The organism is Streptomyces gilvus, from assembly GCF_022513565.1.
Taxonomy (GTDB): Bacteria; Actinomycetota; Actinomycetes; order Streptomycetales; family Streptomycetaceae; genus Streptomyces; species Streptomyces gilvus.
The window spans coordinates 23760-38628 of the sequence record NZ_JAKWBE010000033.1 but is presented as its reverse complement, the minus strand read 5'-3'; the positions used below and the strand labels follow the sequence as shown (position 1 = coordinate 38628).

The 14869-nt window shown below is 69.0% G+C and carries 13 protein-coding genes and 2 pseudogenes; 2 read left to right on the top strand and 13 right to left on the bottom strand.

What is annotated here, in order from left to right; genetic code table 11:
• Positions 1-105 precede the first annotated feature (105 nt).
• The 4 genes from MKW14_RS34525 to MKW14_RS34510 all read right to left on the bottom strand — a co-directional run bounded on the left by MKW14_RS34525 (position 106) and on the right by MKW14_RS34510 (position 4653).
• Positions 106-1023 carry a serine/threonine dehydratase gene (locus MKW14_RS34525; RefSeq protein WP_240869813.1) on the bottom strand — a complete coding sequence of 306 codons (918 nt, stop codon included), beginning with the start codon at positions 1021-1023 and terminating at the stop codon, positions 106-108.
• An 82-nt stretch (positions 1024-1105) separates the two neighbouring features.
• On the bottom strand, positions 1106-2158 hold the full coding sequence (locus tag MKW14_RS34520; protein ID WP_240869811.1) for a carbon-nitrogen hydrolase family protein: 1053 nt from the start codon (positions 2156-2158) through the stop codon (positions 1106-1108).
• 392 nt (positions 2159-2550) lie between these two features.
• Positions 2551-3555 (bottom strand): alpha/beta hydrolase, encoded by a 1005-nt coding sequence (locus MKW14_RS34515; protein ID WP_240869809.1) that lies wholly within the window; start codon positions 3553-3555, stop codon positions 2551-2553.
• A gap of 177 nt (positions 3556-3732) precedes the next feature.
• On the bottom strand, positions 3733-4653 hold the full coding sequence (locus tag MKW14_RS34510; RefSeq protein WP_240869808.1) for an SDR family oxidoreductase: 921 nt from the start codon (positions 4651-4653) through the stop codon (positions 3733-3735).
• Positions 4654-4785: 132 nt separating this feature from the next.
• Between MKW14_RS34510 and MKW14_RS34505 the strand changes: the two genes are divergently transcribed.
• Entirely contained in the window at positions 4786-5406 is a 621-nt protein-coding gene (locus tag MKW14_RS34505) for a TetR family transcriptional regulator (RefSeq protein WP_240869806.1), read from the top strand.
• Between the two features lie 203 nt (positions 5407-5609).
• Here the strand turns inward: MKW14_RS34505 and MKW14_RS34500 are convergent, their stop codons facing one another.
• From MKW14_RS34500 to MKW14_RS34490, 3 genes are all read right to left on the bottom strand, one after another.
• On the bottom strand, positions 5610-6131 hold the full coding sequence (locus MKW14_RS34500) for an SsgA family sporulation/cell division regulator (RefSeq protein ID WP_240869804.1): 522 nt from the start codon (positions 6129-6131) through the stop codon (positions 5610-5612).
• Positions 6132-6637: 506 nt separating this feature from the next.
• Positions 6638-7597: a LysR family transcriptional regulator gene (locus tag MKW14_RS34495; RefSeq protein WP_240869802.1), complete on the bottom strand. Its 960-nt coding sequence runs from the start codon at positions 7595-7597 to the stop codon at positions 6638-6640.
• Between the two features lie 729 nt (positions 7598-8326).
• On the bottom strand, positions 8327-9289 hold the full coding sequence (locus MKW14_RS34490) for a zinc-dependent alcohol dehydrogenase family protein (RefSeq protein WP_240869800.1): 963 nt from the start codon (positions 9287-9289) through the stop codon (positions 8327-8329).
• 190 nt (positions 9290-9479) lie between these two features.
• Here MKW14_RS34490 and MKW14_RS34485 point away from each other — a divergent pair, with 190 nt between their 5' ends.
• Positions 9480-10106, top strand: a complete 627-nt coding sequence (locus MKW14_RS34485) for a TetR/AcrR family transcriptional regulator (protein ID WP_240869900.1) — start codon at positions 9480-9482, stop codon at positions 10104-10106.
• Here the strand turns inward: MKW14_RS34485 and MKW14_RS34480 are convergent.
• From MKW14_RS34480 to narH, 6 genes and pseudogenes are all read right to left on the bottom strand, one after another.
• Positions 10065-10508, bottom strand: a pseudogene (locus MKW14_RS34480) (WYL domain-containing protein); the annotation flags it as partial. The gene MKW14_RS34485 and the pseudogene MKW14_RS34480 overlap by 42 nt on opposite strands.
• Positions 10509-10913: 405 nt before the next feature.
• Positions 10914-11033: pseudogene (locus tag MKW14_RS34475) on the bottom strand (IS5-like element IS4811 family transposase); the annotation flags it as partial.
• Positions 11034-11125: 92 nt separating this feature from the next.
• On the bottom strand, positions 11126-11761 hold the full coding sequence (locus MKW14_RS34470; protein ID WP_240869798.1) for a vitamin K epoxide reductase family protein: 636 nt from the start codon (positions 11759-11761) through the stop codon (positions 11126-11128).
• Positions 11758-12534, bottom strand: a complete 777-nt coding sequence (gene narI, locus MKW14_RS34465) for a respiratory nitrate reductase subunit gamma (protein WP_240869797.1) — start codon at positions 12532-12534, stop codon at positions 11758-11760. Before narI ends, MKW14_RS34470 begins: the two co-directional genes overlap by 4 nt.
• Positions 12534-13337, bottom strand: a complete 804-nt coding sequence (narJ, locus tag MKW14_RS34460) for a nitrate reductase molybdenum cofactor assembly chaperone (protein ID WP_240869791.1) — start codon at positions 13335-13337, stop codon at positions 12534-12536. The genes narI and narJ overlap by 1 nt, the downstream gene beginning before the upstream one ends.
• A complete protein-coding gene (narH, locus tag MKW14_RS34455; RefSeq protein WP_240869789.1) occupies positions 13334-14869 on the bottom strand; it encodes a nitrate reductase subunit beta in 1536 nt (511 codons plus the stop codon). Before narH ends, narJ begins: the two co-directional genes overlap by 4 nt.

The following is a 14869-nucleotide window of genomic DNA, read 5'->3' as shown; positions in this document are numbered from 1 at the left end:
GAGATTGCTCCGGCCGGCGGGCAGGGCAATCCAGCAGCAATACCGGCGACTCCCCAGGCCAACCCAATCTCTCGGTACGGCAACTACTCCTCAGGAGTCAATAGTTCACGAGAGTACTGTGTTGGCTCCTGAGACGACGACGGTGGCCCCGTCCGGGAAGTGTTCGGGGTGGGCGAGCAGCGCGGCGAGAGCCGTGGCTCCGCCGGGTTCGGCCACGATGCGTAGCCGCTGCCAGAGGAGTGCGCGGGCGGCGGCGATATCCTCGTCTGCGACGGTGAGGGTCTTCATGCCGAGCGAGAGGCCGACAGCGGTGGCTATGCGGCCCGCCCGGCGGGCACCCAAGCTGTCCAAGGCGATCCCGCCGACTTCCACGTCCACTGGTTTCCCTGCCTCCAGCGCCGCTGTGAGCGAGGGCGCTGAGGACGGTTCGGCTGCAGTCACGCGGTTGCGTCCGTCCAGCGCCAGGGCGACCCCTGCGTACAGGCCCCCTCCACCGCACCCGACCAGGACGGGCTGCCCCTCCGGTACCTGCTCGGCGAGCTCCAGGCCGAGCGTGCCCTGCCCTGCCACCGTCTGCGGGTCGTCGTAGGCGTCGATGTGGAAGGCGCCCTCGTTGCGGGCATGGTCCTGGCTGGCTGCCAGTGCGTCGGCGTAGAAGCCTTCGACGCGGCGCAGGCGTGCGCCGAAAGATTCGATGACGTCGGTCTTTGCCTTGGGCGAGAAGTCGGGGACGAACACGGTGGCGGGCAGGCCCGCTTCGCGCGCCGCCCAGGCCACGGCCGCCCCGTGGTTGCCTCCCGACGCGCAGCAGACGCCGGGCGTCGGGGCGCCGGATTCCGCGGCGCGCAGGAGGGCGAGCGCGTTGGATGCGCCGCGGACTTTGAAGGAGCCGGTGTGCTGGAGGAATTCCAGCTTCAAAATGACGGGGACGGGCGCCTCCAACTCCCCGGCCGCCACCTGTATCACGGGTGTGCGGCGCACTACGCCGCGGATCCGTCTGGCCGCATCCGCGATGTCGTTCAAGGAGGGGATGGGGACGGGCTGTGCATTCATGGGCGGTGTCCAAGGGAGCCGGGATACCTCTGATCGAGGATGGACATATCGGTCACCTGTCGTCAGGCGTAGCAGGCGACGAGGTGAATGTGTTGGGCAGGTCGGCCGAGGGGGATGCGCTCACACTGTCGTTGGTCTGTACGGCGCGGCGGGCTGTGGTGTCAACGTGGAGGCGGAAGATGTCGGGCCGCGCATAGTGGCCGACGGGGTCGAAGTCGTAGCGGGCCCGTGGGATCAGTGCCATGTCGAGGTCCGAGGTCAGCAGGACCTCCTGATCCAGGACGGGCCCGGCGAGCACCTCGCCCAGCGGGCCGATGATGCTGCTGCCGCCCCGGGAGATGAGTTGCTCCGGGTCGTCGCCGTACGGCGTGGGGTGGTTCGGGGGGAAGTCCTTCGTGCGCAGGCATTGGTTCGCCGCCAGCACGAAGCATCTGCCTTCCATGGCGATGTGGCGCATGGTCGCGTGGTGGTTTCCCCTGCTGTCCGCTGTCGGCGCACAGTACAGTTCAATGCCTTGCGCATACATGGCCATCCGCGTTGCGGGCATGAGGTTTTCCCAGCAGATCACGGCCCCGAGTCGGCCGAGCTTCGTAGGATGCACCTCAAGGGTTGAGCCGTCGCCGAACCCCCAGATCATCCGCTCGGCGCCGGTAGGCATGAGCTTGCGCCGCTTGCCGAGGAAGGCGCCCGTGTCGGAGAAGAACAGGACCGTGCAGTAGAGCGTGCCGTATTCCCGTTCGACGACGCCGATGACCAGGTGGGTGCGGGCCCCGGCCGCCAGTTCGCCCAGGCGGTCCGTGACAGGGCCGGGCACCTCCACGGCGCCGTTCCAATACCGGGCGAACTCGTCTCGTCCGGCAGGGGTTCGGTCGCCCACTACTCCCCCGAACGCCGATCCCTTGGGGTACCCGCCGATGAATGCCTCAGGGAACACCACGAGATCCAGGTTCCGCTCGGCCGCCTCGGCCAGCCAGCGTTCCACCACACGCAACGTGGCCACCGGATCGAACGGAACCGGGGCGGCCTGCACCACGCCTGCCCGAACGACACTCGCCGGGCCGGTACCTGCGCCCGGACTGTTGTACGTGCTCTCGTCACTGGTCATGCAGCCCTCGTCGGAGAGTAGCGCGGATGCGGATTGTTCGGCGGGTGTGGTGCCGGGTTTTCGCAGGTAGCGTCCGTTGCTGGGTCGAACTGCCTCAACGCTGCTTGGGCCAGCCGGTGGTCCGCCGTCAGGCGTCCAGTGTGTCGGATGCCGGGGACGCCTGGTTCGGACCGGTCGCGGGGGTGCCTCGGCGCAGTCCAGTCAGGCGGGTCACGGTGGCCAGGGCGGAGGCCGCGAGGACGACGGCGAGTCCGGAGCGGTAGTTCGCCAGGTCGACGTGATGTTGAGCGCGCGCCGGAAATGCAGTCGCACGTTTCGGATGCGCCTCCGAGCCGTGCAGGGTGGCAATCGGCTCGGCGGCGCCGGTGGGATACCGGACCGGCGGCACGCCGTCAGACCTGTGTGTACGAAGCAGTCGGCGTTGCCGGGGCCTTCGTGAGGTGCCGGGCGAGGTAGCTGTTACAGGTGTGGCGGAAGCTTTCCGCGAGCTGGGACTGCGGGGCGAACAGGTCGAACGCGTGGTAGGCGCCGGGGTAGAGGTGCAGCTCGACGTCGACGCCGTGGGCGCGCAGGCGCGTGGCGTAGTCGAGGTTCTCGTCGCGGAAGACGTCGAGTTCGCCGACGCCGATGAAGGTCGGGGGCAGGCCGGCGAGGTCGCTGGCCCGGGCGGCGGCGGCGTAGGGGGTGACGTCCACGGTGCTGGCGCGGTCGCCGAGGATCGCCTGCCAGGCAAGGAGGTTGGTCGAGCGGTCCCAGATGCCGATGTCGGTGATCTCCCGGCTGGAGTCGGTCGTGTTGCGGTCGTCGAGCATCGGGTACTGCAGCATCTGGAACAGGGGGGTCGCTGCGCCGCGGTCGCGGATCAGGAGGGCGGTGGCGGCGGCGATGCCTCCGCCTCCGCTCTGGCCGGCCAGGCCGATGCGGGTGGGGTCGAGGCCGAGATCGGCGGCGTTGTGGATGATCCACTGGTAGGCGGTGTATCCGTCCTCGGCGGCACCGGGAGCGGGGGTTTCCGGTGCCAGTCGGTAGTCGACGGCAGCGACGGCGCAGCCCAGTGCCGCGGCCAGCGGCTTGAGCCAGGGTGCGTCCTGGGCGGCGAAGCCGAGCACCTGTCCACCGCCGTGGAACCACACGATGACCGGCAGCGGTCCGGGCGCGTTCTGCGGACGTAGCAGGAGGACCGGGACGTCCGGGCCTTCGGCGCGTGGCACCTGGATCTCGTGGGCGGTGACGGTGGGCTCGTCGGGGATGGTGGCGGCGATCGTTTCGGCGAGCGCGCGGACAGCCTGGCGGGTAGCGGGGATGTCGGTCAGGTCGAACACGCCATTCGGGTCGATCGGCATGGCCTCAAGGGCTGCGGCGAGTTCGCTGTCGATCGCGGGGCGGGAGCGGGGCATGGTTCTTCTCTTCCTGGGGTGGGGTCTGGGTCAGGGCACGGGACGTTGTCAGGTCGTCGGTCCGGCGAGGTCTTCGCCGCACCTCAGGTCTTCGGGCCAGGCCCGGACGGCTGGGTGAGCAGCCGGGGAGGGCCTGAACGGGGTGCGGGGATGAGGCGGGGTGGAGAGGGAGTGGGCTCAGCCTGCGGTGGTCGCCGGGGCCTCGAAGTAGTGGCCCTGACGGAGGTCGTCGAGGAGGCCGGGCTGGACGGGCTTCCAGCCCAGGAGGTCCTGGGTCAGCGTGCTCGAGGACGGGTTGTCGGCCGTGACGAGGCCGCTGAGGAAGCCGAAGTGGGCGTCGGCCTCGGTCGGCGGGATGCTGACCACGGGCAGGTTCAGTCCTTGGCCGAGGGCCTCGGCGATCTCACGGAAGGCGATCCCCTGGTCGTCGACGGCGTGCAGCCGGGAGCCCGCCGGCGCGGACTCCAGCGCCAGCCGGAACAGGCGTGCCGCGTCGAGGGTGTGCACGGCGGGCCAGCGGCTGGCCCCGTCGCCGACGTAGGCGGCGACGCCCTTGGAGCGGGCGATGGAGATCAGGGTCGGGATGAAGCCGTTGTGGTCCAGCGTGCTGTGCACGGTCGGGGCAAGCCGGACGACGGACGAGCGGATGCCGCGCTGGGCGAGTGCGACCACCGCGTTCTCGGCGTCGATCCGCGGCCCTGCGTCGAGGGCGTCGGCTTCGGTGGCGGCGTGGTCCAGCCCCGCGAAGGCGAGCAGCATGGTTCCCGACGTGGCCACCAGCGGCTTGCCGGTGCCGGTGAGCGCGTTTCCGAGCGTCTCGATGGCGCGCAGGTCCGCTGCGACCGCGCTGTCCGGGTCGCCGGCGAACATCGCGTCGTGCTTGAAGGCCAGGTGGATGACGCCGTCGGCCGCGGCGGCCGCGGTGAGGCTGTCGGGATCGTCGAGGTCGCCTCGGTGCACGTCGGCTCCGACGGCTGTCAGCGCGGCAGCGGACCTGTCCGAGCGGGCCAGGCCGACAACCTGGTGGCCCGCTTGAAGGAGTTCGGGAACGACGGCGGAGCCGACGTGTCCGGAGGCTCCGGTGACGAATACGCGCATGGTGTGCCCTTCCTGTTGCGGGCTCCCGACGAGGGGAGACCCTGATGTCAGTTCGTGACATCAGGGTAGCACTGATGTCAGATCCTGTCATCGCGTGATGTCAGATTCTGTCATCGGGGGTAGGATCGGAGCATGAGCCGATGGGAACCCGACGCACGAGGCCGCCTGGAGAAGGCGGCGCTGGAGCTCTACAACCACCAGGGCTTCGACGCCACCACCGTCGCGGAGATCGCCACCCGCGCCGGGGTCACCGAACGAACCTTCTACCGGCACTTCGCCGACAAACGGGAAGTCCTCTTCCCGGCCGACAATCCCCTCCCCGACATCCTGGCGGGCGCCACGGCCGCCGCCCCCCTCCCGCTCGCGCCGCTGGAGGTGATCACTCGCGCCCTGGTGGAAGCCGCTCCCGTCTTCGAAGAACGCGAAGACCTGGCACCGCAACGCCAGGCCGTCATCGCCGCCAACCCCGAACTCCAGGAACGCGAACTGGCCAAACTCGCCGCACTCGCCTCCACGCTCGCCCACACGCTGCGCCAACGCGGTCTGGAGAACACCACCGCCGCACTCGCCGCGGAAATCGGGATCGCCGCGTTCAAGGTCGCCTACGAACGCTGGGTCAACGACCCCGACCGGCACCCCCTCGCCCAGCACATCCGGGAAACCCTGGACACCGCCAGGCATCTCATCGCGCCACCGGACCAAGCCACCGCGACCGACGACGTGAGCCGCACAGGACAGGAGAGCGTGGCGTGAATCAGGACGGGACCGCATGCCGCCTTGAAACGCCGATCCATGACGAACCTCTCGGTGACCGGCAATGAGGCGAGGAAATGGGCCGGTCGGGCGGGCCTGGCGCTCTCCCGGTTCGTCCGGTAGCGGCCCGGCATCGAGCTCGCGTTCATCGACCGGACTGTATCGGGCACCCCGGGACCCCGGGCCGTATGCGGCCCGGCTGGTCATCCGACGTCCTGGACGAGGCGAGAGACGAGGCGGTCGAGGTCGAGGTGACGGTGCTCCGTACCAAGGGGCACGGCCTGGCATGTCCGCTTGAGGAAAACGGCGATCACCCGGGCCGGGGCCTCCAGCGCGACGTACACATGGTCAGCTTTCAGAGCGATCTGCACGGTGTCCACGCCGCCGTGGCTGCAGGGGCCGATCTCCACGTCGCCGGCACCGACCGGTTCGAGCAGCCCGCCGATGAGCAGAGTGCGGGCGAAGACCCAGTCCACGGTGTCGTCGTCCACGCGGAAAGTGATATGCACGGCGTAAGGGTCGGCGCTCTTGTAGCAGAGGCTTCCCGGAAACAGAACAGTCCGCTCGTCCGCGAGGACGAGTCTCCACGGCACGGGGTCGGAGCTGATCACCACCGGTTCCCCTGGTGTATCCGTCCCCTCTCGCGATTGCGGAATCAGCTTGTGCTGGTCCTGTGACGGATGACCCACCGCCTCATCGCGCGGGCCGGTCGAATTCTGGCTCATTAGGTGTCCCCTGCTCGAGCGGCCCCTGGCTGCGAGGAATACGGCCCCTGCTCGTGAGGGCTGCCGGGTATCTGTCCGGAAGTCGCGACCAAGTTGAGAAGGATCAATTCCGCTTGTTGAGGAGAGTGCGGTTGTTGTCCCGCACCGAGGCGCTGACGCAGGCCGCGCGCCACCGCAATGGGGCGGCCGGCACAAAGACGGTCAGCCCCCCGGGGGAGGTGGATGCCCTGATCACGTGAGTGGCGGACCGACGATCGCATCGCGTCTCGGGTCCGGATGAAGTCGGTCGGGCCGGTGGATGACGCCGAGTGTCCGCCGTCTGCCGCAACCAGTGCGAGCCGGTCAGATGGCGGCTTGGCGGCCGCTGAGGCCCATCCCGCTGGTCGTCGTTTCCCGCCGCCTGGCTGCACGTCATGTATCGCTCGTCGGACGGCTATTTGGTGGGGTCACCACCGTGGTGGGGACAAGTCTGTTCAATTCGATACGGCCGAACAACAACTAATCGTTCATGTATCGATTAGGGGCGCTAATGGTGATAACTCGCGGTTGGAGACGGCCACCGCTACGAAGGCGCGGATGGTGGCGTTCTCCGCCGCGGTCTGCCAGATCGGCACCGCGACCATGGGAGCTATATCACGGACCGGCACCACAACCAGGCCGGGGAACGGGACCCTCTCCAGGGCGCTGGCGATGGACAAGTGCACGCAACGGCCGCGTGCGACCAGGGCGAGAGAGTCTTCTAAAGACACCTCGGTCTTGGCCGTCAGCTGGAAGACGTTATCGACCGTGTGCCTCATCGGCCGGCCCGACGGGGCGACCACGGGTACCCAAGCCTCCGTCACGTCAGACAGCCCGGATCCGCCGAACTTCAGCAGTTCGTAGTCCGCGATGTCGTCCAGGCTTACTGATTCGTGCCGGGTGAGCGGGTGGCCCGCGGGGACTACAACCGCCCGTTGCTCCGCACGCAGCACCGGCCCCACGCTCACCCCCGCCTTGCGGAGCAGGTGCCCATCACCGTCCGGCGACCAGGTCAGTAACACCTCGGGCCCGCTGGGAAGTGCGGCCGGCCCGATACCCCGGGCCACCAAGTTGATCACGACACACTGGGGGTAACGCGCTTCGAACGCGGACACAAGGCGGGTGACGAACGTGATGCCGATGCTGGGAAGGTAGCCGACCCGCAGTTGACTGCCGATTCCCCTGGCCTCGACCCGGCAGGCGGCCAGAGTCTGAAGGAGCCGCTCATGCGCGGGCCGGACACCGGCCAGGAAGCGTTCGCCCAGTGGGGTAATGCGTACCGCCCGGCTGGTACGTTCGAACAGGGCGGCTCCCACCTCACGCTCAAGCGCTTTGATCGTCTGGCTGACTCTTCCCTGGGTCACGCGCAGCCGAGCCGCCGCCCGGCCGAAGTGCAGTTCCTCGGCGAGGACCAGGAACGTCTCGACGTCGCGTAGCTCCACCAGCATTCCCGTCGCACATCATGGCTTACTGGGTACGGCATCGACGCGGAGTGTCGGACGCTTACTCCGCCTCACTGCTTGTGGCCCACCCTGGACATGCTTCGCCTCATCGGAGGAGGCGGTCGTGTCATGGGAAGGAAGACGTCCCGCCGTGGCACAAACACCTTGAATTGACCGGAACCAAGCTACTGTGTCGGTTGCCGCCTAGCATCAGGCACAAGGTAAATATCTGGAAATACGAGGCGGCGGCCCTCAGCAGTGTCCCCCGGGGGCCGGTAAGCAGCAGCGGACCGACGATGGCGAACGAGGCTCGTGCCGGCCGGTCTGTGACGCCGCTGCTGTCATCTGAGATCTGAGAAATGTCTTGCGGCCTCGGACAGCGGAAGAATGGGCCACCGACCACCTACGCAGACGTCGGCCGGTCATACCCGACCCACGCGGAACCGGTCGGACGCGTCGAATCCAAAGAGGCCGTCCACCGCCGACGGCTGCCTCCTCTCCGCGGTGGGGTCGCCTGGCCGCAGTCGTCAGCACTCGAGTGATCGCCGCACAGCGGCCGAAGTCGGCGTCGAGATGCGGTCCGTACGCCTCGGGCCGGAGGCCGAGTTCGCGGATGGAGTACTCGCCACGGCGGCGGATGCGCTCGGTCAGGTACGGCGAGGGAGACGTGGGCCGGGTCTTCGGAGGCGACGACCTGGCCCTCCTGCTGGAGATGCCGGACGATTTCGGCGATGTCTACGGTGTCAGCACGATCCTGCCGAACACCTCGCCGGTGTCCATCTTCTGGTGCGCCAGGACGGCTTGCTCCAACGGCAGCACGTCGTGCACCACTGTCTGCAGTTCGCCACGACTCGCGGCAGCAAACTGCTCGGTCTTCACGGCACGTCGATCGGGTTCGCTCACGGTGTCGGCGCTGAAGGTGGCAAACGACATCGACTTCTGGAACGCCACCATCATGTTCATGCCGAAGTCGGCCGGCGGCGGTCCTCCGACCACGCCGACGGCCACCATGCGACCGTTCGGGTTGAGCTTGTCGAGGAACGACGGCATGTCCGGACCGGCGACGATGTCGATGATGACGTCATAGCCCGCGGGAGCGTCCTCGCCACCCTCCCCGGAGCGGCCCAGCACATGGGTCGCGCCGAGCTTGCGCAGGCGATCACCGCGCTCGGTCGACGACGTTGTGACCGCTACCGCACCGGCACCACCACGAGCCGCGAGCTGGACCGTCATGATCCCGATGCTGCCGGCCGCACCCCGCACCAGAACCGACTCGCCGGCCGCGAAGTGGGCATGGGAAAGGCCGAAGTGGGCCACCATTCCGGAGGTCCCGAGCGTCACCGCCTCTACAGCGGACAGTTCCGCGGGCAGCGGAACGATCTCCTCGACCGGGGCGATCGCCTGTTCCGCGTAGCCGCCGCCCACGCCGGTGTACGCCCACACGCGCCGACCGATCCATGACGTGTCGACGCCGTTCCCGACTGCTGTCACCGTGCCCGCCACCTCGTTACCCGGGACATGGCCCTCCTTGAAGCCGTAGGCAGCGAGAGCACCGCTGCGAAGCATGACGTCGACACCGCCGACGCCGATCGCCTCGGCGGCGATCAGCACCTGCCCATCGGCGGGAATCGGGGCCGGTAGGTCGATGACCGCCAGACCTTCGGGGCCTCCGAACGTCTGGATCGCAACTGCCTTCAATGTCGTCTCCTGGTTCTGGGATCGATCGGGACCGAACCGTCCGCCACCCCTGGATGCGGCGGACGTCGGGGGCGGCCCGTCGTGGACTCGCTGAGGGCGACGTCCCAGGGACCGCACGTGAGGAAGCGCAAAGCTTCCGCGCCTTCGGACGCTAACGGACGCCACCGTCCGTTTGGGTAAAGTGAGAGTGGTGACCGACCTTTTGCCTCACACACTGCGCTCCGACGCCTTGGACAACCGTGAACGCATCCTCGACGCGGCACGCGCGTTGTTCGCCAGCGAGGGTCTGAACGTGCCGATGCGCGAGATCGCCCGGCACGCCCGAGTGGGCCCAGCCACCCTCTACCGCCGTTTCCCGACCAAACAGGCGCTGGTCACCGAAGCTTTCACCGAACAGATGCGGGCGTGCCACACCATCGTCGACGAGGGACTTGCCGACCCGGATCCGTGGCGCGGCTTCCGGCAGGTGATCGAGAGAACCTGCGAACTGCACGCACACAACAGGGGTTTCACCGAAGCCTTCATGTCGACCTTCCCCGACGCGATGGACTTCGCCGCCGAACGCGAGTACACGCTGAACGCGATCGCCAAGCTGGCCCATCGCGCCAAGGACACCGGCCACCTGCGCCCCGACTTCGTCCTGGACGACCTGATCCTCATGCTCATGGCCAACAGGGGCATCCACGCCACATCGACGACCGTCAGGGTCGCGGCTTCCCGGCGCTTCGCCGCGCTGGTGATCCAGGCATTCCAGACCTCACCCACGCACGCGCCGCTACCACCGGTGGCACGGCTGGCAACCGCCGCACACGCGTAGTTCATCGGGGCGCTCGATGACGAACGGCCGGTCGAGTGAGACGAGTATCCGAGGCAACCAGTCGAGCTGCTGCCGCCCGTAGCTCGAAGCGCAGCCAGTGCTCGCCCGTCGGGTCCTGGCCTGCCGCGGGCTCGTGCTCCTCCAGGCTCGTGACCCTGGCGGGGAGGTGCGCCCGGATCTGCTCAACTGTCCCGTGAATCCGCAGGGCACCTCATGCCGGTACTCGGCCGTGGCGAATCCTGACAACACCCGCTGTGCCGGACCGGGACCCGCCGGCGCTTCGAACGAGCCGGGCAGGCTCCGCGCGTCTGCGATGCGATCGAGCCGGAAGGTTCGGTCCTCACCGATCCGAACGTCCGAGCCCGTGACGTACCACCGGCCCGCATGGACGACGATCCAGTAGTGCGTGTTACCGAACCCCGAACCGATAGCTCAATGGCTTGGTGGACGAACACGACGGCTGCGGGGCCGTTCAGCGATGTGTCGTGTGACCGTCCGGCAATCAGCGCGCGACGCTGCGCATCAGTCCCTCAAGGTCACTTTCGCCGGCCGGTGTTTGTGCCCCGTTCTGCAGGCCCCCGCTGATCAGGTGCTGAGCGGCCGGCAGACTGAGCGTGGAAGCCCAGGCGTCGTTCTCACGGAGGAGTCCTTCCGTGAAGTCATCGGCGGGCAGCGAGTGCTTGGCTGCTTCGATGACACCGTCGGGCAGCGCGGCGATGTTGTTGGCGATACGGTCGACGTAGTCGTCGAGCTGGTCGGCCGGCAGGGCTCGGTTGATCCATCCGTAGGACGCTGCGGTCGCGGCATACGGCGGGGCAGCACGACCAAGCCGGAGGCGTCCATGGGACGGCTGATGGGCTTGATCGTGAGGTTGAGGTGCTGATTTGCCCAGCCGACGAGCTTCCCGGCGTAGACGGAGTCGGCCCATGATCCCGGCGGCTGCCCAGCGAGCCATGAACCCCCAGACCGTGCGCAAGGGCGGGAAATCCGCAGGGCGGCGCCGCTTGCGCGGCATTCGGCTACATCAGGCTGCTCCAGTACGGCCAGAACCGGGTGAGCACGAGCAGGGCGATCACGCCGTACCAGGCGCCGAGCAGCAACCAGTGCGTGTCCCGCGGCAGTTCGAGGACGCCGTGGGGGACCGGGACGATCCCGTGGTTGACGCAGTGCAGGGTCACGCACCAGAAGAGGGCGATGGTGACGACCCAGACGACGGCGCAGTAGGGACAGATCCTGTTCAGCTCGTACAGCGACTGGACGATCAGCCAGTGCACGAACACGACCCCCGCCAGCGCCCCCGCGGCCAGCGCGAGCCACAGCCGCCGGTGCAGGCGTGTCCCGGTGAGCAGGGCGGCACCCAGAACGGCCACGGCGGCGAACGCGCCCAGACCGAGCAGCATGTTGGGGAAGCCGAACACGCTCCCCTCAGAGCTGGACATGACGCTTCCGCAGCTCACCACCGGGCTGATGTTGCACGGCGGTCGGTAGGAGGGGTTCTTGAGCAGCCGCCAGTCGTCCACGGCGAGCTGGAAGGAGGCCAGCCAGCCGAGGACGCCGGCAACGAGCATCACCACGCCGGTGCCGCGGCTCGCGCCCGAGCCCGGCCGGAGCCGCGTGACCGTGGCATCCGGCGTGCGGGCCGGTGGGTGGATCATGCGGCGCGCCGCCCGGAGCGGGCCGTCCGGCTGTCGAGTCGCACGCCCGAGTGAGCTGGTGGCACGGCCCGCCTCCGGTAGACCAGGTACGGCCGGGCCAGGTATCCGACCGGGACGCTCCATACATGGACGAGCCGGGTGAACGGCCAGACCGCGAAGAGCAGGCAGGCGCTCAGAGCATGGAGCTGGAACAACAGCGGCGCACCGGCGATCGACTCGGGCCTCGGCCGGAGGGTGAAGATGCCACGGAACCAGACCGAGATGGTCTCCCGGTAGTCGTAGCCGGGGCCGAAGACGTTGTGCGCGGCCGTGGCGGAGATGCCCAGCAGGACGGTCGCGGCCAGCAGCGGGAAGAGCAGCTTGTCACTGCGGTCGGTGCCGAGCCGGATCCGCCGGGTCAGCAGCCGCCGGGCGCACAGCATGCCGAGCCCGGTGACCATGGCGCCGCCCGCCACGGAACCCGCCCATACGGCCGTGGTGTGGTACGCGTGCTCGCTGATGCCGGCCGTCTCGGTCCACGAGGCGGGCACGGCGAGCCCCACGACGTGCCCGGCGATCACCATGAAGGCGCCGAGGTGGAACAGCGGGCTGCCCCACCGCAGCCAGCGGTTCTCCAGCAGTTGGCTGGTGTGGGAGGTCCAGCCGAACTGGTCCTGCCGGTAGCGCCACACGTGGCCGACGGCGAACACGGCCAGGCAGATGTAGGGGAACGCGACCCACAGGAGCAGGTCGGCGCCGCTCGCTGCGGTGAGGGGGGAGTCTGCGGCGCTCATCAAAGGCCTTCCGGGGTCGAGAGGGGCGGCATGAGGGTGGGCGGTGCCTGTTCGGGCGGGACGAAGGTGCCCGAGGGCGCGAACTCGCCCGCGCCGTACGGGTCGAGGCCGACGTCTTCGTTGGGCGGACCCTGGGCGGCCAGTTCGGCCACGGCCGCAAGGTCCGCCTCGGTGGGCGGTGGCAGCAGGGTGAGCAGCGCGGCCAGGACGTGCCGATAGGGGGACTCGGCGGCGGTCAGCGCATGGTGGATCAGCTCCAGGCCGCGCCGGTGCTGGCGCAGCGGCGCCTCGCCCGTGCCGGGCCCGGCGAGAGCGGCGAACTCCAGGACGACCGGCAGGTGGTCGGGCAGTTCGCCGCCGTCGACCTCCCAGCCGGCGGCCCGGTACCGCTGCGCCAGGGTGAGCAGGGCCATGCCTCGGCGGCGGGTGTCTCCGTGCAGGTAGTAGGTGAGATAGAGGCTGCTCTTGCGGCGCAGGTCGAACATCTCGACGTAGTGCCGCTCCAGCGCCTGAGGCTCCTGGCCGGCGAACCATGCGGTGAAGGCTCCCAGGTGTTCGGCGGCGGGCGAGGGCGGCAGCGCCTCGACGGTGGCGCTGAACTCCGGCCGGGCGGCGGCGAGTTCGCTGTCCGGGTACTGCAGCAGCAGCGAGTACAGCCGCAGCAGCAGGCCCCGCGCCGCGGCCTCCTCGGGCGTGGGCCGCGCCGGGCGGCGTACGGCCGCCCGCAGGCGGGTGCGGACGATGGCGGGAACCGATGGGGGTCCCCCCAGACGTCCAGCACTGGGGGAGGGCAGCGGGCTCACAGGTGGCCTCCGGCTGGGGCTTCGGGGTTGCGGCGGCGCAGGGTGGGGATGCCGAGCATGACCTTGCGCTCGGCCGGCTCACCGGAGGTCTCCACCGGGCAGCGGTTCTCCATCGCGCTCAGCGCGGCGGCGTCCTCCTTGTGGGCGGCCGGAACGACGTAGCGGTCCTTGTACTTGGCCACCGCCAGCAGCCGGTGCAGGTCCTCCGCGTCCCGGGCGGTCAGGCCGACGGCCTTGATCGCGGCCTCGTCGCCTGCCTCGCCCAGGATCCTCTCGCGCATGTGGGAACGCAGGGCGGTCAGTTTCATCAGCACCCCGGCGACCACGTCGGTGTCTCCCGCGGTGAACAGCTCGGCCAGGTACTCCAGCGGGATGCGCAGCCGCGTGACGGCGGCGAACACGTGGTCCGGGTCGTCCTGGTCGCCGCCCGCGGAGGTGACGGCGTCGAGGACAGGGGAGAGGGGCGGCACGTACCAGACCATGGGCAGCGTGCGGTACTCCGGGTGCAGCGGGAGGGCGACCTTGTAGCGCATGACCAGGTCGTACACCGGGGAGCGGCGGGCGGCTTCCAGCCAGTCCTCGGGGATGCCGGCCGTACGGGCCGCCGCGATGACCTCGGAGTCGAACGGGTCGAGGAAGACGGTGCGCTGGGCGTCCAGCAGGTCCTGCTCGTCGGCGGTGGCCGCGGCCTCGCCCACCTTGTCGGCGTCGTAGAGCAGCAGGCCGAGGTAGCGCAGCCGGCCCACGCAGGTCTCCGAGCAGACGGTCGGCTGCCCGGCCTCGATGCGCGGGAAGCAGAAGGTGCACTTCTCCGCCTTGCCGGTGGCGTGGTTGACGTACACCTTCTTGTACGGGCACGCCGTCACGCACATGCGCCAGCCGCGGCAGCGGTCCTGGTCGACCAGGACGATGCCGTCCTCCACCCGTTTGTACATCGCGCCGGACGGACAGGCCGACACACAGGCCGGGTTGAGGCAGTGCTCGCACAGGCGGGGCAGGTGGAAGAGGAAGGTCTGCTCGAACTCGAACTTGACCCTCTGGGCCCACTCGCCGCTCAGGTTCGGGTCGCCGCCGGCGTGCTCGGGCGCGCCGCCCAGGCCGTCTTCCCAGTTCGCGCCCCACGTGATGGCGGTGGGCTTGCCGGTGAGGACCGAACGAGGGCGGGCGACCGGCATGTCCGGACCGGCGGGCGCGCTGACCAGGTTGTCGTAGTCGTAGGTGACCGGCTCGTAGTAGTCCTCGAGGGACGGCAGGTCCGGGTTGGAGAAGAGGGACAGCAGTCGCTTGACCCGGCCGCCGGAGCGCAGCACCAGGCGGCCCTTGCGGTCCAGGGTCCAGCCGCCCTTCCACTTCTGCTGGTCCTCGTAGCGGCGCGGGTAGCCGACGCCCGGCTTGGTCTCGACGTTGTTGAACCAGGCGTACTCCACACCGGTGCGGTTGGTCCACGTCTGCTTGCAGGTGACCGAGCAGGTGTGGCAGCCGATGCACTTGTCGAGGTTCATCACCATCGCCACTTGTGCCATCACTCGCAT

Bases quoted from the DNA above. Each gene is read 5' to 3' on its own strand.
- MKW14_RS34520 (WP_240869811.1), bottom strand. From the start codon at position 2,158: ATGACCAGTGACGAGAGCACGTACAACAGTCCGGGCGCAGGTACCGGC.
- MKW14_RS34515 (WP_240869809.1), bottom strand. From the start codon at position 3,555: ATGCCCCGCTCCCGCCCCGCGATCGACAGCGAACTCGCCGCAGCCCTT.
- MKW14_RS34510 (WP_240869808.1), bottom strand. From the start codon at position 4,653: ATGCGCGTATTCGTCACCGGAGCCTCCGGACACGTCGGCTCCGCCGTC.
- MKW14_RS34505 (WP_240869806.1), top strand. From the start codon at position 4,786: ATGAGCCGATGGGAACCCGACGCACGAGGCCGCCTGGAGAAGGCGGCG.
- MKW14_RS34500 (WP_240869804.1), bottom strand. From the start codon at position 6,131: ATGAGCCAGAATTCGACCGGCCCGCGCGATGAGGCGGTGGGTCATCCG.
- MKW14_RS34495 (WP_240869802.1), bottom strand. From the start codon at position 7,597: ATGCTGGTGGAGCTACGCGACGTCGAGACGTTCCTGGTCCTCGCCGAG.
- MKW14_RS34470 (WP_240869798.1), bottom strand. From the start codon at position 11,761: ATGATCCACCCACCGGCCCGCACGCCGGATGCCACGGTCACGCGGCTC.
- narI (WP_240869797.1), bottom strand. From the start codon at position 12,534: ATGAGCGCCGCAGACTCCCCCCTCACCGCAGCGAGCGGCGCCGACCTG.
- narH (WP_240869789.1), bottom strand. From the start codon at position 14,869: ATGCGAGTGATGGCACAAGTGGCGATGGTGATGAACCTCGACAAGTGC.